The organism is Pelomonas sp. Root1217 (assembly GCF_001425705.1).
Classification (GTDB): Bacteria; Pseudomonadota; Gammaproteobacteria; order Burkholderiales; family Burkholderiaceae_C; genus Pelomonas.
In genome coordinates, this window is the sequence record NZ_LMDC01000012.1 from 389,896 (window position 1) to 410,938 (window position 21,043).

Annotated in this window: 18 protein-coding genes; 9 read left to right on the forward strand and 9 right to left on the reverse strand. The window is 67.7% G+C overall.

The features are described 5' to 3' along the window. The first annotated feature begins 206 nt into the window (after positions 1 to 206). The 4 genes from ASC95_RS10750 to ASC95_RS10760 all read left to right on the forward strand — a co-directional run bounded on the left by ASC95_RS10750 (position 207) and on the right by ASC95_RS10760 (position 7,419). The gene (locus tag ASC95_RS10750; RefSeq protein ID WP_082567685.1) at positions 207 to 5,276 is read left to right on the forward strand and encodes an alpha-2-macroglobulin; all 5,070 of its coding nucleotides are present in this window, start codon (positions 207 to 209) and stop codon (positions 5,274 to 5,276) included. Positions 5,277 to 5,446: 170 nt separating this feature from the next. Next, entirely contained in the window at positions 5,447 to 6,610 is a 1,164-nt protein-coding gene (locus ASC95_RS30570; protein ID WP_235537890.1) for a hypothetical protein, read from the forward strand. 164 nt (positions 6,611 to 6,774) lie between these two features. Next, on the forward strand, positions 6,775 to 6,999 hold the full coding sequence (locus ASC95_RS10755; RefSeq protein ID WP_057297712.1) for an AbrB/MazE/SpoVT family DNA-binding domain-containing protein: 225 nt from the start codon (positions 6,775 to 6,777) through the stop codon (positions 6,997 to 6,999). 15 nt (positions 7,000 to 7,014) lie between these two features. Further along, positions 7,015 to 7,419, forward strand: coding sequence for a PIN domain-containing protein (locus ASC95_RS10760; RefSeq protein ID WP_082567686.1), 405 nt, complete (start codon positions 7,015 to 7,017; stop codon positions 7,417 to 7,419). Positions 7,420 to 7,423: 4 nt separating this feature from the next. Here the strand turns inward: ASC95_RS10760 and ASC95_RS10765 are convergent, their stop codons facing one another. The 3 genes from ASC95_RS10765 to ASC95_RS10775 all read right to left on the reverse strand — a co-directional run bounded on the left by ASC95_RS10765 (position 7,424) and on the right by ASC95_RS10775 (position 10,895). After that, entirely contained in the window at positions 7,424 to 8,428 is a 1,005-nt protein-coding gene (locus ASC95_RS10765) for a PEP-CTERM sorting domain-containing protein (RefSeq protein ID WP_162250754.1), read from the reverse strand. Positions 8,429 to 8,594: 166 nt separating this feature from the next. After that, positions 8,595 to 9,569, reverse strand: a complete 975-nt coding sequence (locus ASC95_RS10770) for a PEP-CTERM sorting domain-containing protein (protein ID WP_162250755.1) — start codon at positions 9,567 to 9,569, stop codon at positions 8,595 to 8,597. Between the two features lie 222 nt (positions 9,570 to 9,791). Continuing rightward, entirely contained in the window at positions 9,792 to 10,895 is a 1,104-nt protein-coding gene (locus ASC95_RS10775) for an SRPBCC family protein (RefSeq protein WP_200960121.1), read from the reverse strand. A gap of 75 nt (positions 10,896 to 10,970) precedes the next feature. Here ASC95_RS10775 and ASC95_RS10780 point away from each other — a divergent pair, with 75 nt between their 5' ends. Continuing rightward, complete coding sequence (locus tag ASC95_RS10780) at positions 10,971 to 11,351, forward strand: DUF5329 domain-containing protein (RefSeq protein WP_057297715.1); 381 nt, start codon at positions 10,971 to 10,973, stop codon at positions 11,349 to 11,351. 28 nt (positions 11,352 to 11,379) lie between these two features. Here the strand turns inward: ASC95_RS10780 and ASC95_RS10785 are convergent, their stop codons facing one another. The 4 genes from ASC95_RS10785 to ASC95_RS10800 all read right to left on the reverse strand — a co-directional run bounded on the left by ASC95_RS10785 (position 11,380) and on the right by ASC95_RS10800 (position 14,319). Next, positions 11,380 to 11,799: a type II toxin-antitoxin system VapC family toxin gene (locus tag ASC95_RS10785; protein WP_057297716.1), complete on the reverse strand. Its 420-nt coding sequence runs from the start codon at positions 11,797 to 11,799 to the stop codon at positions 11,380 to 11,382. Next, positions 11,796 to 12,083 (reverse strand): type II toxin-antitoxin system Phd/YefM family antitoxin, encoded by a 288-nt coding sequence (locus ASC95_RS10790; RefSeq protein WP_056192548.1) that lies wholly within the window; start codon positions 12,081 to 12,083, stop codon positions 11,796 to 11,798. The genes ASC95_RS10785 and ASC95_RS10790 overlap by 4 nt, the downstream gene beginning before the upstream one ends. A 119-nt stretch (positions 12,084 to 12,202) precedes the next feature. After that, complete coding sequence (locus ASC95_RS10795) at positions 12,203 to 12,742, reverse strand: PEP-CTERM sorting domain-containing protein (RefSeq protein ID WP_057297717.1); 540 nt, start codon at positions 12,740 to 12,742, stop codon at positions 12,203 to 12,205. Positions 12,743 to 12,762: 20 nt separating this feature from the next. Then, positions 12,763 to 14,319, reverse strand: a complete 1,557-nt coding sequence (locus ASC95_RS10800) for a DUF4331 domain-containing protein (protein ID WP_057297718.1) — start codon at positions 14,317 to 14,319, stop codon at positions 12,763 to 12,765. Positions 14,320 to 14,456: 137 nt separating this feature from the next. On the opposite strand from ASC95_RS10800, the gene pbpC reads away from it, so the two are divergent. Genes pbpC through ASC95_RS10815 form a run of 3 tightly spaced genes read left to right on the forward strand, consistent with a single transcriptional unit; the run spans position 14,457 to position 17,742 of the window. Then, positions 14,457 to 16,790: a penicillin-binding protein 1C gene (pbpC, locus tag ASC95_RS10805; protein WP_082567687.1), complete on the forward strand. Its 2,334-nt coding sequence runs from the start codon at positions 14,457 to 14,459 to the stop codon at positions 16,788 to 16,790. Positions 16,791 to 16,795: 5 nt separating this feature from the next. Further along, positions 16,796 to 17,017: a SlyX family protein gene (locus ASC95_RS10810; RefSeq protein ID WP_057297719.1), complete on the forward strand. Its 222-nt coding sequence runs from the start codon at positions 16,796 to 16,798 to the stop codon at positions 17,015 to 17,017. A gap of 56 nt (positions 17,018 to 17,073) precedes the next feature. After that, positions 17,074 to 17,742 carry a hypothetical protein gene (locus ASC95_RS10815; protein ID WP_157256146.1) on the forward strand — a complete coding sequence of 223 codons (669 nt, stop codon included), beginning with the start codon at positions 17,074 to 17,076 and terminating at the stop codon, positions 17,740 to 17,742. Between the two features lie 37 nt (positions 17,743 to 17,779). Here ASC95_RS10815 and ASC95_RS10820 read toward each other — a convergent pair whose 3' ends face one another. Next, complete coding sequence (locus ASC95_RS10820; RefSeq protein WP_057297721.1) at positions 17,780 to 18,265, reverse strand: cupin domain-containing protein; 486 nt, start codon at positions 18,263 to 18,265, stop codon at positions 17,780 to 17,782. A gap of 33 nt (positions 18,266 to 18,298) precedes the next feature. Here ASC95_RS10820 and recQ point away from each other — a divergent pair, with 33 nt between their 5' ends. Further along, the gene (gene recQ, locus ASC95_RS10825) at positions 18,299 to 20,188 is read left to right on the forward strand and encodes a DNA helicase RecQ (protein ID WP_057297722.1); all 1,890 of its coding nucleotides are present in this window, start codon (positions 18,299 to 18,301) and stop codon (positions 20,186 to 20,188) included. A 9-nt stretch (positions 20,189 to 20,197) separates the two neighbouring features. On the opposite strand, the gene ASC95_RS10830 is transcribed toward recQ, so the two are convergent. Beyond that, entirely contained in the window at positions 20,198 to 21,031 is an 834-nt protein-coding gene (locus ASC95_RS10830; protein WP_082567688.1) for a sterol desaturase family protein, read from the reverse strand. Positions 21,032 to 21,043: the final 12 nt, after the last annotated feature.

Sequence of the window (21,043 nt, forward strand, 5' to 3'; positions counted from 1 at the left end):
GGCGAACTGCGGGCCGAGGCTTTTCTACGCCTGCGCTTGGGGAGGGTCAATCGATGCGGCGCCGATCCCCCTAGGACGGCGAGCTACCTATTGATGACGAGCCGCGTCGAACATGGTTCGATCAGCGCGCGCGGCGAGAAGAAACCTTCCGTGGACAGCCGCCGATCGCTGCCTAAACTCCTCGCCAAATTGCGGGGAGGAATTCCATGGTTGCGTGGAAGAAGGCCGTCACGGCCCTGGTGGGTGTGGTGGCGGTGGTGGGCGGTGGCTGGTGGGCGTCGCAAAGGCTCGGGCAACCGGCCCTGCCCAGCAGCGTCGAGATCGGCGGCGAGCAGGCGGCCTTTGCGCTGCTGGACTGCAAGGCCCGCCTCTTCGACGGCTCGCCGGCCATCGCGCTGAGCTTCACGCAGCCGCTGGACAGTAAGCAGGACTTCGGCGCCCTCGTCACCGCCCAGGAAGGCGCCGCCCCGACCACCACCGACGGCAAGAAGGTCGCGCCGCCCGACGCCAGCTTCAAGCCGGTGGCCGCCCGCTGGGTGCTGGGCGACAACCCGCGCGTGCTCTATCTGCCCTTCGTGACGCCGGACCGGAGCTTTCGCTTCGCGTTCAACGCCCAACTGGGCGCGCGCTCGGGCGCCAAGCTGGCGACGGCGCAGGCCTGCGAAGCGGTCAGCGAGGCCATGCCCGACGCCTACTACTTCGCCAGCCGCGGCCTGGTGCTGCCGGCCGGCCAGAACGGCGGCCTGCCGGTCGTGACCATCAACACGCCCGAAGTGGACGTGCAGTTCCTGCGCATCAAGCCCGCCTCGCTGCCGGCCTTCCTGGAGCAGGTCAGCGGCCGGCGCGAGCGCAACGCCAACTCCGGCGAGGAAGACGGCGAGGGCGGCTACTACTACGACGGCTACAGCGACAACCAGCGGCGTATGAAGGGCACCGTGGGCGGCTGGGTGCTGGACGAGCTGCGCGCCATGAGCGACAGCGTCTACCTCGGCCGCTTCACGACCGATGCGCGGCCCAACCGCCGCAACGTCAGCTTCCTGCCCGTGGAGGGCATCAAGGAGCTGCAGGAGCCGGGCATCTACGTGGCCATCATGAACCAGCCCGGCCGCTTCGGCTGGGACTACCAGGTCACGCACTACTACGTCACCGACATCGGCCTGCACCTGCGCCGGCATGCGGCGCAGACGGACGTGTTCGCCACCTCGCTGAAGAGCGGCAGCGCGCTGTCCGGCGTGGAGCTCAGCCTCGTCGACGAAGGCGGCAAGGCGCTGGCCCAGGCCCAGACCGACAGCGACGGCCATGCCGTGTTCACCGGCAGCAGCGACAAGGCCCGCGCCGTGCTGGCACGCCGCGGCAAGGAGATGTCGGTGCTGTCGCTGCGCGATGCGGCGCTGGACCTGAGCGAGTTCGACGCCACCGGCCACCCGTCGCGCAGCAACAAGCTCTTCGTCTACGCCGGCCGCGACCTGTACCGGCCGGGTGAGTCCTTCCAGGTGTCGGTGCTGGCGCGCGACGCCGACGGCAAGCCGCTGCCCAAGCCCTTGCCCATTACGCTGACGGTGAAGAAGCCCGACGGTAGCAAGCTCGCCGAGCAGCTGGTGCAACCCGGCAAGACCGGCACCGGCTACTACCAGCAGAGCATCACGCTGCCCGCCGATGCGCCCACCGGCGGCTGGACCATCCAGGCCCGCGTCGACCCCGGGGCCAAGCAGCCCGACACGCAATGGGCCTTCAAGGTCGAGGAGTTTCTGCCCGAGCGCATGAAGCTCACGCTGACGGCGCCCGAGGGCACGCTGACCGGCAGCGACGGCATCACGGTGCAGGCCCAGGGCGACTATCTCTACGGTGCACCCGCCGCGGGCAACCGGCTGCAGGGCAGCGCCTATTCCGAGCGCCTCCTGATGCCGCTGCCCACCAAGCTGCCGGGCTTCATCTTTGGCGACCTCGCCGACGACAAGGCCAGGAACCGGCAGGACCTGGAAGAGCAGGAGCTGGATGCCGAAGGCAAGGCCAGCATGGCCATCGCAACGGTGTTTGGCGAGCGCAAGTCGCCGATGCGCATCAAGGCCGCCTTCAGCCTGCTGGAGAGCGGCGGCCGGCCGGTCGTGCGCACGCTGGAGCGCAGCTGGTGGCCGGCGCCCGTGCTGGTCGGCGTGCGGCCGCTGTTCGATCGCAATGTGTCGCCCGAGAACGGCCTGGCGGAGTTCGAGCTGGCGCGCGTGGACGCGACCGGCGCCTTCAAGCCGGCCAAGGAAGTGCAGCTCAAGCTCATCTACGAGGAGCGCCAGTGGTATTGGCGTTATGACGACGGTCGCGGCTGGAACTCGGGCTTCAACGTCAACGAGGAACTGGTGGAGGCGCGCACGCTGGCGCTGACGCAGCGCACCAAGATCGCCTTGCCCGTGCGCTGGGGCCGCTACCGCCTGGAGGTGATGGACCCCGACACCGGCCTGGCGCTGCGCTACGGCTTCTATGCCGGCTATGGCGCGCAGGATGCCGACGACATGGGCAACCGGCCGGACCGCGTGCAGCTCAAGCTGCAGGGCGCGCCCTTCAAGCCGGGCGACGTCGCCAAGCTGGCCATCAAGCCGCCGCATGACGGCGAGGCCATCGTCACGGTGGAAGGCGACCGCGTGTTGTGGACCAAGCGCATCGGCGTGAAGGCCAGTGGCACGGATATCGACATCCCGGTCGATGCGAGCTGGGCGCGCCACGACCTCTATGTGACGGTCGCCGCCTTCCGCCCGGGCAGCCAGGGCGACAAGGTGACGCCGGCGCGGGCGCTCGGCCTGGTGCACCTGCCGCTCAACCGCGAAGACCGCAAGGCCAAGGTGGCGCTGACCGTGCCGGCCAAGACGCAGCCGTCGGTGCCGCTGCCCATCACCGTCAAGGTGCCGCAGCTCGCGGGCAAGCCGGCCATCGTCACCGTGTCCGCCGTGGATGTGGGCATCCTGAACATCACCAACTACAAGACGCCCGACCCGCAGGACTTCTTCTTCGGCAAGCACCGCTACGGTGCCGACATGCTGGACCTCTACGGCCGCCTGATCGAGAAGATGGAAGGCAACACGGCCAAGCAGCGCTTCGGCGGCGACGCCGGCAAGCGCGACACGCAGAGCATGCCGCGCAAGGTGCTGCTGGTGGACCTGTTCAGCGGGCCGGTGCAGCTCGATGCCAAGGGCGAAGCAACTGTCCAACTGAAGCTGCCGGACTTCAACGGCACGCTGCGGGTCATGGCGGTGGTGAGCAGCGCGGACAGCTACGGTTCGGCCCAGGCCGACACGGTGGTCGCCGCGCCGCTGGTGGCCGAGCTGAACATGCCGCGCTTCGTGTCGCCGGGCGACAAGGCGATCATCGCGCTGGACGTGACCAACCTCAGCGGAGCGCCGCAGGACGTCAAGGTGTCGGTCACGTCGAGCGGGCCGCTGAAGATCAGCGGCGGCGCCGACACGATCAAGCTGGCCGACAAGCAGCGCCAGATCCTGCGCTTCCAGGCAGAGGCGCTGGATGCCTGGGGGCTGGCGCCCATCGAGGTCAAGGTGAGCGCAGGGCCGTTGAGCCTCACGCGTGAGGCGGCACTGCAGGTGCAGCCCGTCACGCCGCTGGTGCGCGAGAGCCGGCGCATCCGCCTGGAGCCCGGCGCGACGCAGACGCTGGAGAAGACGCTGCTCGATGCCTTCTGGGCTGGTTCGGCCAGCGTGGCGATCAGCGTGTCCAACACGCCGCCCATCGACATCAAGGATCAGGTGCAGGGCCTGCTGATGTACCCCTATGGCTGCCTGGAGCAGACGACCTCCAGCGCGTATCCGCTGGTCTTCATCGACGATGAGGCGGCCAAGCGCTGGGGGCTCAAGCCCGTCTCGCGAGAGGAGCGCGCCAAACGGCTGGACAGCGCCTTCGCGCGGCTGGCCAGCATGCAGCAGCCCAAGGGCGGCTACGGCCTGTGGGCGTCCAGCAGCCCCTACGAGGGCTGGTTGAGCGCCTATGTGACCGGCTTCCTGCAGGACTCGCGCGACGCCGGCTTTGCCGTGCCCGAAGCCATGCTCAAGCGCTCGCTGGACAACCTGTTGGAGCAGTTCCAGCGCGCCCCGGCTCAGCAGACCACGCCGGCCAAGGAGCCCAAGCGCGACGACAAGGGCCGACTCGCCGACTGGCGCGACGCCGAGACCTTGCGCCTGTCGCACCAGCGCTTCGCTGAAGCCGCCCACGCCGGCTACATCCTGGCCCGCGAGCAGAAGGCGCCGCTGGCCACCCTGCGCACCCTGCATGACCAGTACCGCAGCCATGCGTTGTCGCTGCTGCCGCTGGTTCACCTGAGCATCGCGCTGAAGCTGATGGGCGACGAAGGTCGCGCCAAAGTGGCGCTGGATGACGCCATGACACGCGGTTACGGTTACCAGCCGGACGACCCGAACAACTATTGGGGCCAATGGCTGGGCGACTACGGCTCACGCGTGCGCGACCGGGCCCTGGCCTATGCGCTGCTGCTGCGTCACAAGGTCATGCACGAGAAGCGCGAGAACCTGCTGTTCGACCTGTCCGACGACTTCACCCGCCGCAACTACTACTCGACGCAGGAGCGCCTGGCCCTGTTCCTGGCTGTGCAAGCCGCGACCAATGGCGCCGGCAAGGACGACGGGTGGAAGACCTCGCTGACAGTCGGCGCCAAGGCCGACGCCTGGACCGGCAGCGGCGTCGGCCAGCAGAGTTTTGAGGTCGCCAAGCTCAAGTCCGGCATCGCGCTGAAGAACGACGGCACCGCGCCGCTCTACCTCGACGTGACGGCACAGGGCTACCCGACCAAGCCGCTGCCGCCGACGAGCGACCGCATCTCGGTGGAACGCGCGATGTTCACCACCGACGGCAAGCCGGTGACGGCGCGGCAGTTCACGACCGGCGAGATGTTCGTCGTGCGCCTGCGCGTGAAAGCCAGTCAGTCCATCAAGGACGGCCTGGTGGTGGACCGCATCCCGGCCGGCTTCGAGATCGAGAACCTGAATTTGAGCCAGGGTCCGAAGGCCGGCGAATTCACGGTGGAGGGCGTCAACATCGCCCAGGCGAATGCGAATGAGCGCATCGTCCACATGGAGTACCGCGACGACCGGTTCGTGGCTGCCGCCCAGCTGGGGCAGACGCTGGACGTCTTCTACCTCGTACGCGCCGTGACGCCGGGCAGGTACGTGGTGCCGGCGACGTTTGCGGAGGATATGTATCGGCCGGAGATCCGCGGCGTTGGCAAGGCGGAAGGGGAGATCACGGTGGTGGACAAGAAGTGAACTCGCGACCGAAAAACTTGAGTGTTATGCGGCGTCTTTTTGCGGCCGCCGCCGTGGGGTCGGTGTTGGCTGGTTGCGCACAAACTTCGAACGATTGGAGAAGGGCAGTGTGGCAAGCCTGCGAGGCGGAGCATGCTCAGCTGCCAACAAGAACAATGGCCGCTACGAGCTTGGTTGTCGAAGGCGCTGGCTTGGCAGAGACGCAAGTTTTTCAGCTGTTGTCTGAAAGACATCTTGAGTATGTTGAAGTGCGGGTCGCCCAAAAGGCCGAGGGAGGGAAGCGCATTGGTTGGCCCGACTGTTGTCGATTCAGTTGGCCTTGGGGCGATGCGAATTGGGCAACCCAAGCCTATGTGCGCCTGAGCCTCGGGAAAGTATCGGACGCCGCCTGCCGCCCTGAGTTGTCGGAAAGGTGGAAGGCCCCGCCCTTCATGCCCGACACCTGTCTGCTTGCTGAAGAAGTAACGCAACCCTCTGCCAGTGTTCGTTTGGACCAGAAGCCAGCAACCTCGCCGAGGGAATGGGGATGGTGGCGGCTCGCTGAGGTCGAAACCGGCAGGGTTCTGGCGCAACTAAGCTCCGATACAGTCAGAGGCGACGGCGCGGGCGGCCGTCGGCTGAAGCGAGATGGCGACACTTCGCCGCTCGACTGTAGGAACTCGCAATATGTACTCGTTGACATGTTGCGCAATCCAGTCCAAGAGACGCGGGCCGGGTCGCCACAGCTGATTTCCGAGGTCACCGTGCAGCCCAACATTAGCCTTGCGGAAATTCAGGGCCGGGCCAACGAGTGGCCGAAGCTCGATGTTTCCGGCCAGGTCGCATATCTCAGCGAAGAGCAGGATTGGGGAATATTTGGCTCCGAGATTCGGTTGCAAGAATGGGCTGCTCATGTCAAGAACGCCAAAGAAAGTCCAGGTCGAATTGCGCGCCATGGTTCGAGGTTGATCGATCTCAACAACGCAACGCTGACGCGTTTGAACACGGGGACTGAGGGGCATCTCAAATGGTGGACACATGCCGCGTTCAACGGGTTCTTCGTTGCGAAGCGGGAAGGGCCTGATGGCGAACGCCTCCTGGCTCGATTCGATCGCAATGGCAAGTTGGAATGGGTCGTGCGGATCGATGCTGGATCGGTGCCCCTGAGCCGCGCTGGGCGCGCGTTTGAATTTCAGGGGGCTATCGTTGAGGGCGAAGACCTTGTGTTGTACGACCGAGGGCGAACGATCCAACCCGGAGAGACGAGGCCGCCAAATGCAAAGAGCGTTGTCACCGCTTTTCGGATTCCGGTGAAGCGATTGCCTCCGATGGAAGGCCAGCCTCTGGCTCGATGATTGGCATCCGATGTGGCGGAAGCGGCATCTGGCTTCAGCCGCCCAGCCCGTGTTGGGGTTCGCGTTGCTCACCGCCAACCTAAGGCGGGGACTGCATCCAGGTGCCCAAGTCCTTGCTTGCCGCTCTCAATTCCTTACGATCCGCTTGTTCGAAAGGAATAGCCATGGCCGACGCCACCCTCACGGCCAAGGGCCAGACCACCATCCCCAAGGAAATTCGTGAGCGCCTGGGTCTTGAGCCCGGCGACAAGCTGACGTTCACGACGCTCAGCGACGGTACCGTGGTCATGCGCGCCAAGACGCGCCGCCTGCTCGACTTGGCCGGCAGCCTCACGCGGCCGGGCCAGCCGGTGGTCGGCGTGGACGCGATGAAGCCTTTCCGCGATTGACGCGCGGACCGCCCCTTGAACATCGCCATCGACACCGATGTCCTTGTGCGCTTGCTGGTGCGCGATGACGTGGCTCAGTTCAACGCCGCTACGCGCCTTGTCGAACAAGCTGAGGCAGCCGGCGAGCCGCTGCTGATCGCGCTTGGCGCACTGCTGGAAACTGAGTGGGTACTGCGCAGCCGGTACAAACTCGACAAGGCCGCGATTGCTGCAGCCTTCGCACAGCTGCTTGAGAGCGAAGGCGTAGCCTTCGAGCACGAGCCCACCGTCGAGGAGGCGCTCTACATCTGGACGCAACACCCGAGCGCCGACTTCGCTGACTGCCTGCTCAATGCCCGTGCAGCTCAGATGGGGCGGACGAGATTCGTGACCTTCGACGACGGCGCTGCGAAGTTGCCACGCGGCGAACTGCTGGCGTGAGAACTTAACCCGCGCAGCTCGACATTCCGCTCCTGCGCTGCCTCAGCCTCACCACCCCGACCAGCCCGCACAGCAGAAGGAGCCAGCTCGAGGGTTCCGGCACCTCCGTCGCGGGAAACGGCGCCGCGTAGTCGAAACCGGTGCTGGCGCTCAGCGCCGAGAAACCGGCGACGGGATTGCCGTTCGCATCGCGCACATCCTGGAAACCGCCCCAGGCCAGCGTGTGGCCAAAGTCCGCCTGGCCGACGGCTTGCGCCATGCCGCCGCGCGCCTGCGTGCCAAAGACCGAGGTACTGACCTCGCCTTCGATGCTGACCGACAGGGTCTGGCCGGCGGCAAAGCTCAGGCTCATCGCGTACACGCCGAGCGGATCGCCGCCGCAGCGGAACGACCCGCCGGCGAAGCTGCTGAGGCTGTTGCAGCCGCCCGAGAGCGACACGTCGCCCAGGATGCCGTTGGCACCGCTCACCACCATGCGTGCGGTCCAGTTGACGTACACCTCGGCGTTGCCCGGGATGGCCGGGTCCTGCGAGCCGGCAAGCTGGACAGCGCCGCTCAACAAGGCGTGCACCGAGAAGCTGGCCGTGCCTTGCAGGAAGCCGACTGCGCCGGGCGCGCTGATGGTGAAGCTGTCGCCGAAGCCACCGCTGGCCTTGGCGTGGGCACTGAAGGTGCTGAAGTAATACGGCTGGGCGTCCTCGATCAGGCCGCTGGCGTTGGCCAGCAGGTGGACCCCGCCCATGTCGGCGCTGGCTGTGGCGCGCGAAGACACCAGCGTATGGGCTTCGTAAGGTGCAACCGGGGGGATGGGATCGTAGGGAACCAGTCGCGAGCCTTGGTGCTCGGACTGGGCCAACACGGGCAGCTGGCCACTCACCATGTCCTTTTGCTCGCCGCCGGGGCCGGGGCTGCCGCTGGCCGACGTGCGCGCAACGAAGGTGGCGGCACTGGCCGGAAGGGCTGCACACAGGGCAGCAAGCAGCGGCCAGGCAAGGGCGGAACGACGCATGAGCACTCCTTCGATGACCCTGGCAGATGCGTCGGGATGGCGGAACATAGCCCAGGCGACGCCAACGTGCCTGCTCACGCCGCAGCCGTTCGAGGGGGTAGCCGCTGGTAATAGCTACGAGAGCGCGATGCGGTTGAAGCAGCCAGCGGCCGGACGCGGCCAACCGTCAGGCGCGTTGCGCCGCTCGGCGACGGGTCGTCCAGCAGATCCATCCCAAGCCGCCCAGCATCAACGCCAGGCTTTCCGGCTCCGGTACCGCGGAGACGGCCCGGCCGTAGTCAAAACCCGACTCGCTCGTGAATGACAGCGTGCCAAGGTAAGGGCTGCCGTCCTGCAGCGTCACGCCGGCCAGGCCCTTCCACTCGAGCGTGTTGCCGAAGTCCGCAATCGCGTTCATGGCGCCATTGCCTTGCTGAACGCCGGCGTTGGCCTCGGCGAGCATGGACAGGCTGAAGGTCGTCCCGGCCGGGCCTGGGTTCAGCCCCACCACCATCGAGAACTCGCTGAAGCCCAGGCCGGTCTCGGTATGGACGATGCTGATCTGGAAGGGGTTGCGGCTGACGATGGTCTTCTGCTCGGCCACGCTGCCCGCGGTGGCCAGCGAGACGTTCGGCCCGGACAGGCTGATCTGCCAGCTTGCCGTGGCACCGGCGCCGCCAAAGCCCAGGCCGGCGTTCGGGTCGCCGTTGGAGGCCGTCACGTTGCCGCCTGCATGCAGGGCGAACACCATCTGGATGGGATCGTTGCCCGTGGCGCTGACCGTGAAGCTGTCGGTCAGCGATGCGGTGGCGGTGGTGGAGACGCTGGTGGGTTCGCCCGGCTTGGCGAGCCGGCCGCTGAACGCGCTGGCGAAGGTGGAAATCTTGCCGTTGCCTGCGGTGGCGCTACCCGCGGTAGTCATGGGCGCCTTCGTGTAGTCGCCGGCGGCGGCGCTCAGCCGGTTGTTGCCTACGCCTGCGAAGTTGCGGGTGTTGGGTGTCGCCGTATCGCCGACCTGCCGGATGGTCACCGAGGCGCTGGCCGCCGCGGCGAAGGCGAAGTCGGAAATGACCAGCAACGCAGCACCGACGACAGCCCATCCGAGCGGCTCGGCGCGGCGGATGCGTGACAGCGGGCTCTTGGGCGGAATTTGTGCGGTCAACGTCGTCTCCATCAAGGTGAGTGGCTGCGCCGGTCAGACGGGCGCGGTTCGTTGCCGGCCCGGTCCACGACCAGGGTGGCTGGCGGCAATGCGGCGCATGTTGCGCACACAGCGTCTCCGCACCGTCTCCGTCGGTCGGCAGGTTGGGATGAACGCGGTGAACCCCCACGGTCGGCGCTTGCGGATGCACGACGACGGAGCCCAATTCGACGCCGGTCGGCCTCAAGCCCCCATCGCCCTCCCAAGGAGCCGATGAAAGTGATGCACCCCCTGCTCCCGCGTCGGCGAGTAGCGCCCGCGTTGGTAGAAGCGTGAGCGAAGACCCTGCTGCACCGTCATGACGACGGCCTCGTCCTCCATCTCGACGTGATCGAGCGCGCCGCCGGCGCCGCTGCCCAGCAGTCCCGGCTTCCAGACGTAGCTGCGAAAGCGCACGCGCGTCCTCGCCGGCCCGACCGGCAGCACCTGGTTCAGCGACAGGCCCCAGGGGTAGAAGTTCAGCATCAGGTTGGGAAACACCCACCAGTAGTAGGCGGCGATGCGTTGGCCGTACTCCGTGGCCTCGGGTGGCAGATCGAAGGCCGTCTCATCGGCCCGCGCCACCGCCAGCTGCAGGTTGCTCCAGTCGTGCAGCTCATGGCGGTACCGGCTGAGGTCCAGCGTCTGCGTCAGGTCCGGATGCACGAAGGGGATGTGCAGGCCTTCGAGGTAGTTCTCGACATAGAGCGCCCAGTGCGCGTCGAACTCGTAGTCGCGGCTGCGGCTGGCGTCCAGGCGAAAGTCCTGTAGCGGCAGCCAGTGCAGGCGCTGCATGGCCGGGCCGAAGAAGGCGTCGAAGCTGGCGAGCGGTTCCTCCAGCGCGACAAAGCCCTGGCCGCCCCAGTCCTGCAGCGGCAGCTGCGGCAGGTTGTCGCAGGGGCGGGGGAAGGCCAGCGCCTGCTGGAACTCGGGCATGAAGGTCATGCGGCCGTCCAGCTCGAAGCGACGCGAGTGATAGCCGCAGCGGATCTGCGCCGCGTCCTGGCAAGGCTGCTGCACGAGCAGGTTGCCGCGGTGGGTGCAGACGTTACTGAGGCAGCGCAACGCACCTGCCGCGTCGCGCGACAGCAGCAGGGGCTCGTTCAGGCTGCCTGGCAGCAGCGTCTCCGGCTGCAGGCTGCCCGGCGCCCGCACGCCCTGCAGGTCAGCAAGCCACTGCCAGCTGCGCGCGAGCACACGCTCGTACTGCAGGCGCTGCGCGGCGGGGTCGAGGTAGAAGGCCTTGTCCAGCGTCTCGGCGCGCGTGACGTCGGGGTGAACCTGCCAGCGTTGTTGCATGTCGCTCATGCACCGGTTTTACGCCCGCGGCGGCTGCAGCCGCGCGCGTGTTTGTCCTCGTGCGCAACCCGTAGCATTCGGGTCATGCGTACCGTTCTCGCCCTGCTGATGTCACTCGCCGCCGTCACCGCGACCGCCGCCCCGCTGCCGCCTGCCGCCCGCGCCGAGGTCGACGCGCTGCTGACGCGGCTGCAGGCCTCCGGCTGCGAGTTCAACCGCAACGGCAGCTGGTATGCCGGCGCCGAAGCCAAGGCCCACCTGCTGAAGAAGCTGGACTATCTGGAAGGCAAGGACATGGTACAGACGGCCGAGCAGTTCATCGAGCGCGGCGCGTCCACCAGCAGCACGAGCGGCAAGCCCTATCTGGTGCGCTGCGCCGGCAAGGCACCGGTGGAGAGCGCGCAGTGGCTGAAGGCCGAACTTCAGCAGGTGCGTGCGGCGCGGGCGGCGTCCAGCGCTCGCTAGCTCGTCGTCCGGCGAGATTCGACCGCTATCACCAGGGGTTCAGCACCGGGACCTTGGCGTGTTCGAACTCCGAAACGTCCCGCGTCACCACGGTGAGCCCGTGATGGGCTGCGGTGGCGGCAATGATCAGGTCGGGTTGGGAGAAGGTGTGCCCGGCCTTGCGCCCGGCGTCCACAAGCAGGCGCCACACCAGCATCACGTCTTCCGATACGGGCAGCACGCGGTGCTCGAACATCGGCCTCACCTTGTGCGTGAGCCAGGCGCCCAGTTCGGCACGGCGGCCGGCATCGGGGACTCGTTCGATGCCGAAGCGGATTTCCGCCAGCGTCACCGTGCTGATGTAGAGGTTCTCCAGCGCCTGCGCGGCCACGAACTCCAGCACGCGAAGCTCGGGCCGTGGCTTGCGCAGCTCGGAGATGACGTTGGTGTCCAGCAGGTAACCGGTCACAGCTCCACATCCCTCACGGGCATGGGCGAGCGGCTCACGTCGAGATCGACATCGCGCCACGGCGAGGCCTGCATGACCTCGATGAGGTCGCGCCCGGTGCGCTCACCCTGCAGGCGGCGAAAGTCTTGCAGGGTGATGACCACCACCTCGTCCCGGCCGTGCACGGTGACGTGTTGCGGCCCCTCGCTGTGGACGCGCCGCACCAGCTCGCTGAAGCGGGCTTTGGCGTCCTGCAATACCCAGTGCCTTGGGTTGGCTGGTCTTTCGGGTTTCGCTGGGTTCACGTTGCGCTTCAATTCTGGTCAGGTTGACCAGAATATATGGGTCAACGAGAAAGCTCAAGCCGTGCGTTTGCGCCGGCTCGTCCAGACAACGCGGCCGGCCCCAACCCTTGCCGCGCCGATCAGCGCCGCCGCCGGCGAGCCACCCCGATCAACAGCAGCCCGGCGCCCGCCAACGCAAAGCTGCCCGGCTCTGGCACCGAGCTGATGTTGTCGAGCGCAAAGCCGCCGCTGGCAGAGAAGCTGACCGACGTCAGGTTGGCCCAGCTGCTGTCGAACACCACGCTGCCCGGGTTGGCCAGGTCGACGCTGAGCGAGGCCACCTGCATGCCGCCCAGCAGGCCGACCAAAGCGAGAGTGCCTGGACCGAAGCCCAGGTCATATGCCGCGATGTCGAGCGACTGCAGCCCGAAGCCACCGCCGCCGAGCAGGCTGAGCATGAAGGGCGTCGTGTCGAAGCCGCCCACCATCGCGCCGTCCAGCGGCAGGAAGCTGGTGGCCGACCCGCTGATGACGAAGCCCGCCTCGCCGTAGGTGGCAATGCCGGTGTTGTTGTCGATGTCGATCACACCGGGGTTGTCGAAGGTGATGAGGCCGGCGTGTGCCGCCCCACCGCTGCACAGCGCGGCCGCGAGGGCCACGGCGCCGAGGAATCGATTCATGGCTTTGCTCCTGGAAGGGTTCACTTCGCGCCTGGCTTGGGCGTGTTGAGGTAAGGGAAGCCGGGCAGGAGCGGCACCACGGCCTGGTCAACGCCGTCGTGCAGCTCCAGCGAGGTGGCGCCCAGCGGTACCGAGGCGCGGGTGCAGGCCGCGCCGAACAGCGCGCCGCCGTTGTTCAGCCAGCACAGGCCGCCCATGACCGCGGCGAGGGACACGTCGACGATGTCGTCCTTGGGCCGGCGGCCATTCGGAAAGCCGGCCAGGTCGGGCGGGCTCTCGCCGTCGCGCAGCGTGCCGACGATGCCCAGGCGGTTCTGCATTGCAAACGGCCGTGGCGCTATTGCCGTGTTGAGTCGCAGCATCTCTGAGCCCACCACATTGGCTGGCTGGTTCACGCCGGGGATGCCGGTCAGGAAGGTGGTCACCAGGTCCAGGCGCGGCAGGTTGGTGGGCGCGGCGTTGCCGATGGGCAGCACGGCCGAGAGCAGCGCCGGCAGCGTCGGGTTGGTCACGTAGGTGGCGAACTGCCCGTCGCCCGTGGGCACCGAGGCGTTGAACCTGTCCTTGTCGGGCAGGCCGATGACGACCTCGTTGACCAGCGGCATGCCCAGCCGCGACACCTGCACCCAGCCGCCGCCGGTCTTCACGGCGGTGTCGTAGCCGCTGGGCGGCGTGGCGTTGACGATCTGGCTCTGGCGCACGCTGGCTGTCGTCCAGGCGCCGATGACGGTCTCGTTGCCTTGCGTGAGGCAGCTCTTGTGCACCTCCAGGGCCAGCGACGTGACGTTCTTGTCCTGGATGGAATTGGCGGCGGCGGCGTTGATCAGGCTGCGGTTGGTGATGACGCCAACGTCGGCATTGACGAGGTCGAAGATGGGGCCGAGATTGACCGCGAAGGCCTCGTGGCGCTGGCCGACAAAGACCTTGGCCGGGAAGCCGCAGCCGGGCAGGCTGACGCTGTAGATGTGCTGGGCCGCGTAGGCCGGGTAGTCGGCGATCGTCTTGGTGCCGATGTTGTCCACCGGCTTGTCGAACCAGGTGCCGCCGGCCGGGTTGGCTACCGGGCTGGCCGTGCCGGTGCGGCGGTCGCCGCGGATCAGGGTCAGGGCGAACTTCTCGTTGACGTTGAGGGCCGCGGCATTGGGCGCGCTCACCGTGCCGGCCTGGGTCAGCGGGATGGGCACGACCTGGTTGCCGATGGGCAGGGTGATGCCCTTGAGCGTGTTCATGAACCTGAACTGGAAGGTGAGGTCTTCCTTCGCATCACCGTTGTTGTCGACATGGATCTCGTAGATCGCGTTCGGGTCCAGCTTGAAGTAGTTGGGGCCGCCGTAGCCGTCCTGCAGCGGCAGGTAGTTGGCGATCAGCGTCACATAGCCGGCGCGCCCGCCGCTGCCGTTGGCGGCCACCCCTTCGTAGCTGTTGAACAGGTAGAAGTCGGTGCCATCGACGCGCGGCATGCCGCCAATCGACGGGGCCTCGCGGTGGCTGGAGGCGTGGGCCGGCAGGGCGGCCAGGCCGGCGATAACGCTGGCGGTGATGAGCGCTAGGGTCGGCGCGCGGGTGGGCAGCTTCATGGCATCTCCTGTTGGACGGGTCGTGGGTGGAACCGCAAACAGGTGGAAACAACCAGCGCTGCGGCCTTGTCTCTACGCAGCGCGTGCGGGCTGGATGCAATGCAAGCTAGGGGGGAGGTTCGGCTATCGTCTTCGGCATGCCGATGCGCATCACCCGTCGACACATTGAACTCACGCTTGCCGGCCTGCTCACCGCCGCGCTGGCGCTGGATCTCGCCTGCCCGCTGCCCCAGCCGGCCGCACAGTCGCCCACACTGACCGTCCTCGCGGCGGACGGCACGCCGCTGCGCGCCTGGCCCGGTGACGACGGCGCGCAGCGCCACCCGACGACGCCCGAGGCCGTGTCGCCCAACTATGTCGAGGCGCTGCTGCATTACGAGGACCGCTGGTTCCGCTGGCACCCCGGCGTGAACCCCGTGGCTCTGGTGCGCGCCGCCTGGCAGTGGGCGCGGCATGGGCGCATCGTGTCGGGCGGCTCCACGTTGACGATGCAGGTGGCCCGGCTGGTCGACGAAAAAGCCGCCGGACGCACCATCCCCGCCAAGCTGCGCCAGATCGCCCGCGCGCTGCAGCTGGAGCTGCATTGCAGCAAGCACGAGATCCTGTCCCTTTACTTGAACCTGGCGCCCATGGGCGGGCCGCTGGAGGGCGTGGAGACGGCCAGCCGCGCCTACCTCGGCAAGGGTGCGGCCGACTTGTCCAAGGCCGAGGCGGCCCTGCTGGTCGCGCTGCCACAGTCGCCCACGCGGCTGCGGCCGGACCGTGCCGTCGCCGCCGCGCAGACGGCGCGCGACAAGGTGCTGACGCGCATGCAGACGCTGGGCATCTGGAGTGCAGCCGACGTGGCCGATGCCAAGCTGGAGCGCGTCTTCGCGCCACCGTTGCGCGCCCGCTGGCTGGCGCCGCTCGCGGCCGAGCGGCTGCGCCAGGAAGCGAAGCATCACGGCGCGGCGCCCGCCATCATCCAGACCACGCTGGACGCCGGTCTGCAGGCTCGCCTGGAGCAACTGCTGACTGACCGGCTCAACAGCCTGCCCGACGCCGTCTCGCTGGCGGCCCTCGTCGTCGACAACCGCAGCCTCGAAGTGCGCGGCTATGTCGGCTCGGCCGATTTCACGGATGCGCGCCGAGGCGCCCATGTGGACATGGTGCGCGCCAAGCGCTCGCCAGGCTCCACGCTCAAGCCCTTCCTCTACGGCATGGCGCTGGACGAGGGGCTGATCCATTCCGAGAGTCTGCTGATCGACGCGCCGCAGAACTTCGGCGGCTATGCGCCGGGCAACTTCCAGGCGGACTTCTCCGGCCCGGTCAGCGTCAGCGAGGCTTTGCAGCGCTCGCTCAACGTGCCTGCCGTAGATCTGCTGGACCGCCTGGGCCCCGAGCGTTTTGCCGGCCGGCTGCGCCACGCGGGCCTGCGGCTGCGCATGCCGGCCAATGCGGCGCCCAATCTGAGCCTCATTCTGGGTGGTGGCAGCACCTCGCTGGAGGAGCTGGTGGGCGGCTACACGGCGCTGGCGCGCGGCGGCATCGCGGCCCGGCCGCGGTTGACGCCTGACGAGCCGCTGAAGGAAGCGCGGCTGATGAGCGAAGGCGCCGCCTTCATCGTGCGCGAGATCCTGGAGAACGGCGGTCGGCCGGGCTCGCCGTTTCGCGAGAGCGGCCAGCGCGTGGCCTGGAAGACCGGCACGTCCTTTGGCTTTCGCGACGCGTGGGCGCTGGGCGTGACGGACCGCTACACCTTCGGCGTGTGGATCGGCCGGCCCGACGGCACGCCCAACCCCGGCCACTTCGGCGCCAACTCGGCCGCACCGCTGCTGCGCGACCTGGCCGCGGCGCTGGGCCCGGACGAAGCCCGCCAGCAGCTCGCGCCGCGCCGCCGCCCTGACAGCGTGGTGGCCGTGCCCATCTGCTGGCCGATGGGCCTGGCGGAGTCAGCCACCGACCCCGCGCTGTGCCTGCAGCGCCGCACCGCCTGGACGCTGGACGGCGCTGTGCCGCCCACGCTGCCCGACCGGCTGCGGCCGGGGCCGCTGGCCGAGCCGGTTTGGGTGGCTGCGGGCCAGCGCGTGCAACCCGGTTGCGCGCCCGATGCCGAGCGTTTTGAGGCCGTGCGCTGGCCGGCGCTGCTCGGGCCTTTCCTGGACGCCGAACAGCGCCACCCATTGGAGCGCCTGGCCTGGCGACCCGGCTGCACCGGCCAACAGCTGTCGGCCAACCGGTTGCGCGTGGTGGGGCTGGAGCCGGGCACGGTGCTGCGCCCTGCACCGGGCCAGCGCGAGGTCGTGCTGAAGCTGCAGGCGATTGGCGCGCAGCAGGGGACGACCTGGCTGCTCGATGGCCAGTGGATGGCAGCCAGCGCCATTGCTTCCGCCGCGCAGATCTTGCGGGTCGAACGCGCAGGCGAACACCGGCTCACGGTGATGGACGGCCAGGGGCGTTGGGCGAAAGTGGACTTTCATCTGGCCCAATAGCGCCCATGGACAGCAACCTGCAAGCGCTTGAGAAGCGCATCACCGAGCTGGAGATCAAGGCCAGCTTTGCCGAAGACACGGTCGAGCAGCTCAACCAGGTGGTGGTGCGCCAGCAGGAGCAGATCGACCGGCTGGTGCGCGAGCTCGTCGAGCTGCGCAACCGGGCCACGGCGGCCGAGCCAAGCGAGTCCCGCACTCTGCGCGACGAGCTGCCGCCGCATTACTGATCGCTGGCACGAAGCCGCATGCAAGCAAGCGGCCACCACTATTTAGGGAGTGAATGATGAACAAGAAGGGATTTCTCGCGTGCCCTTTGATCGCAGCCTGCATGCTGCTTGCCGGCTGCTCGACGACCGCGCGGCTGGATACGCCGGAGGTGCCCTCATCGGCCGGAGCGTCGGCGCAGGATCTGCGCCCGGCGCCAGAGAAGACGAGCAAGATATTCAGTCTGCTGGTGACCAGCGAGGACTACGGCATCCGGCGCATTGGCGATGACTGGTATGAGCCGTCGCCGGTTCGGCTGTTGCAGGCCCGTGCTAACCAGCGGCGCAAAGCCAGCTCGCAGGATGCCAAGATCGTCGTGCACACGCTGGTGACCTATTCCAATCACGCGGCTTTCGGCAAGGCAGTGGCCCATGCCGCTGTCGTTGGTGGCACGTTAGGCGGCGTCATGGTGGGTGGCACCGAACCCGTGAAACCCAAGATTTCCACGACGCTGCTCGAGCGGGTCGCATTCGAGGCCTTGAACAGCAAGGAATATCAGCGCGGGCAGTTCACCACCGCGGAAAATCCGTCAGCCGTGCCGGTTTTCATTGTCTATATCGATGCCGAAATCGACGGTCAACGCCGGTTCACCCGGACGGTGATGCCCTCGCCCACGGGAAGCGCATTTGCCAAGGAGCTTCCCTTGGTGATGGAAACCGCGATCGCCGCCCATCTGGACAAGTATTGAAGGGCCGCCTGGTGATGTCGGTGCCGGGCGGCAACGTTCAAGGCTCGCCGTCCCAGTAGTCCAGCCCCGCTTCCTTGCGCTGCAGCAGCCGCAGCCCGGGTGCGAAGCTTCCCACCTTGCCCGAGTCCGGGTAGACGCAGATCTCCGGCTCCTTCTGGGTGCTGATGCTGATGTAGTGCAGCGGCGCGTCCGAGGTGTTGATGATGTGGTGCGGGTACTCGGGACCTGCCGGGATGTTGATGGTGTCGCCGGCCCGGATGGGCACCAGTTCGTCGGCCACGCGCAGCGTGCCCTCGCCCTGCAGGATGATGAACATCTCCTCCTCGGCGTAGTGGTAGTGGTAAGGGCAGCCCATCTGGCCAGGCGCCAGGATGTCGAAGCTGGCGCCCATCTGCTTGGCGGCGGTGCCCTTGGACAGCGACGTGGTCTCGGTGTCGTAGCGCGGCGGGCGGACAAAGCGCTCGCGCGGGGCTTCGTTGAAATTGCGGATCAGGGTCTGACGCAGTTCGGCGGGTGTGGGCATCGGGCTCTCCAAGGCTCCTGGGACAATCGCGGTGTGAATCCGCCCCTGCATCTTCCAAGCCCCACCGACGACCTGCAATCCGCAGCTCACCAGGTCCTGTCAGCAGTCTTCGGCTACACCGCCTTCCGCGGCCAGCAGGCCGACATCGTCCAGGAGGTGGCCGGCGGCGGTGATGCGCTGGTGCTGATGCCCACGGGCGGGGGAAAAAGCCTTTGCTACCAGGTGCCGGCCATCGTGCGCCACACCCGCCAGCAGGGCGTGGCCATCGTCGTCAGCCCGCTGATCGCGCTGATGCACGACCAGGTCGGCGCGCTGGAGGAGGCCGGCGTGCATGCCGCCTTCCTGAACTCCAGCCAGACTGGCGAGGAGGCCAGTCGCATCGAGCGCGAGATGATGAGCGGGCGGCTGACCCTGCTCTATGCCGCCCCCGAGCGGCTGACGACGCCGCGCTTCCTGGCCCAGCTGGCTTCGCTGCACGAACGCGGCCTGCTGTCGATGTTCGCCATCGACGAGGCTCACTGCGTCAGCCAGTGGGGGCATGACTTCCGCTCGGAATACCTGCAGCTGAGCTTGCTGCACGAGCGCTTCCCCGATGTGCCGCGCATCGCGCTGACCGCCACGGCCGACGACCTGACCCGCGCTGACATCATCCAGCGGCTGCAGCTGCAGGATGCGCGCGTCTTCATCAGCAGCTTCGACCGGCCCAACATCCGCTACCTGATCGCCGAGAAGACGGCCTCGCCGCGCGACCAGCTGCTGCGTTTCATCAACGACGAGCACGAGGGCGAGGCCGGCATCGTCTACTGCCAAAGCCGCAAGAAGGTGGACGAGACAGCGGTGTGGCTGGAGAGCGAAGGCATCAAGGCGCTGCCCTACCACGCTGGCCTGGACGCCGACGTGCGCCGCCGCCACCAGGACCGCTTCCTGCGCGAGGACGGCATCGTCATGGTGGCCACCATCGCCTTCGGCATGGGCATCGACAAGCCCGACGTGCGCTTCGTCGCCCACCTGGACCTGCCCAAGAACATCGAGAGCTACTACCAGGAGACCGGTCGCGCCGGCCGCGACGGCGCGCCGGCCGAGGCCTGGATGACCTATGGCCTGGCTGACGTCGTCAACCAGCGCCGCATGATCGACGACAGCCCGGCCGACGAGGTCTTCAAGCAGGGCCAGCGCGGCAAGCTGGATGCACTGCTGGCCCTGGCCGAGGCGACGGACTGCCGACGCGTGCGGCTGCTGGGCTACTTCGGCGAGGAAAGCACGCCTTGCGGCAACTGCGACAACTGCCTGAACCCGCCGCAGACCTGGGACGGCACGGAAGCGGCGCGCAAGCTGCTCTCCTGCATCTACCGCTTCCACCAGCGCGGCGAGCGCTTCGGCGCCGGCCACCTGATCGACGTGCTGCGCGGCAAGACGACCGACAAGACCAAGCAGTACGGCCACGAGAACCTGTCCACCTGGGCCTGCGGAGCCGACCTGTCCGAGCAGCAATGGCGGGCCGTGCTGCGCCAACTGATCTCGCTGGGCCATGTGGCCGCCGAGGGCGAGTTCAACACGCTGGCGCTGCAGGACAGTGCCCGGGCGGTGCTCAAGGGCGAGGTGGAGTTGCGCCTGCGTGAGGCCGAGGAAAAGAAGCCGCGTGGCAAGGCCAAGACATCACGCGGCGGCGCGAAACCCAAGGCCGATCCGGCGCTGGGCCTGGATGCCGAAGGCCATGAGCGCTTCGAGGCGCTGAAGGCCTGGCGCTCCGAGGTGGCCAAGGAGCATGGCCTGCCGGCCTATGTGATCTTCCAGAACACGACGTTGGCCGAGATGGCGCGCGTCATGCCCGGCGATCTCGTCGAGTTGGGCGAGATCAGCGGCGTGGGTGCCAAGAAGCTCGAGGCCTATGGCCGCGAGATCCTGCGGGTACTGGGCCGTTGAAGGCCCTTCTCAGCTCGGGCGCTTCCTGAACGGGCTGACCAGCTGCTTGCCCAGCGTCTCGGGCAGCTCTCGGTCGGCGCCGTACGACGCCGGGAACTGCTGCGCTGGCAGGTGGTAGGTGCCGAACAAGCGGTCAATCCACGGAAACAACGCCGCGTAGTTCTTGTTCAGCGTGCCCGGCATGTTGGCGTGATGCCAGTGATGAAACGCCGGCGTCACGACGATCTGCTCCAGCCAGCCCAGGCGCCACCTCAGGTTGGTGTGGATGAAGAACGCCCACAGCGTGGTGAGCGCCAGGTAGACGGCAACGGCCGCGTCCAGCCCGTCGTTGGATTGGCGAATGCCCAGCACGACGATGGGCACCGCCGACACGGCGCGGGCGAAGACCAGGTCCAGCGGGTGGGCGCGCGTGTTGACCAGCCAGTCGAGCGCCGTCGGGCTGTGATGCACGGCGTGCATGCGCCACAGCCATTCGTTCTCGTGCGACCAACGATGCGCCCAGTAGAACGCCACGTCGCCCAGCAGCACCATGGCGCCCACGCGCACCGCGAAGGGCAGGCTGGCGACCCAGGCATAAAAGCCTGCGGGCACGAGCCCGCTGACGAACCAGGCCAGGGCCACCGTCGCCATCACGGTCAGGAAGGGCGGCAGCAGGCCGCCCAGGAAGTAGTAGCCGATGTCCTGCGCCATGTCGCGGCGCAGGAAGCGCTGGGGGCGGATGGCAAACCGGCGCTCTAGCAGGCCGAAGACCACCGCCATCGCCAGCAGCCACGCGAGCAGCCCCAAGGCCTTGTGAGGCAGCGACGCCGCCAGCGCCTGCCACTGCTGCCAGATCTGGCTCAAGGGATGCGACGC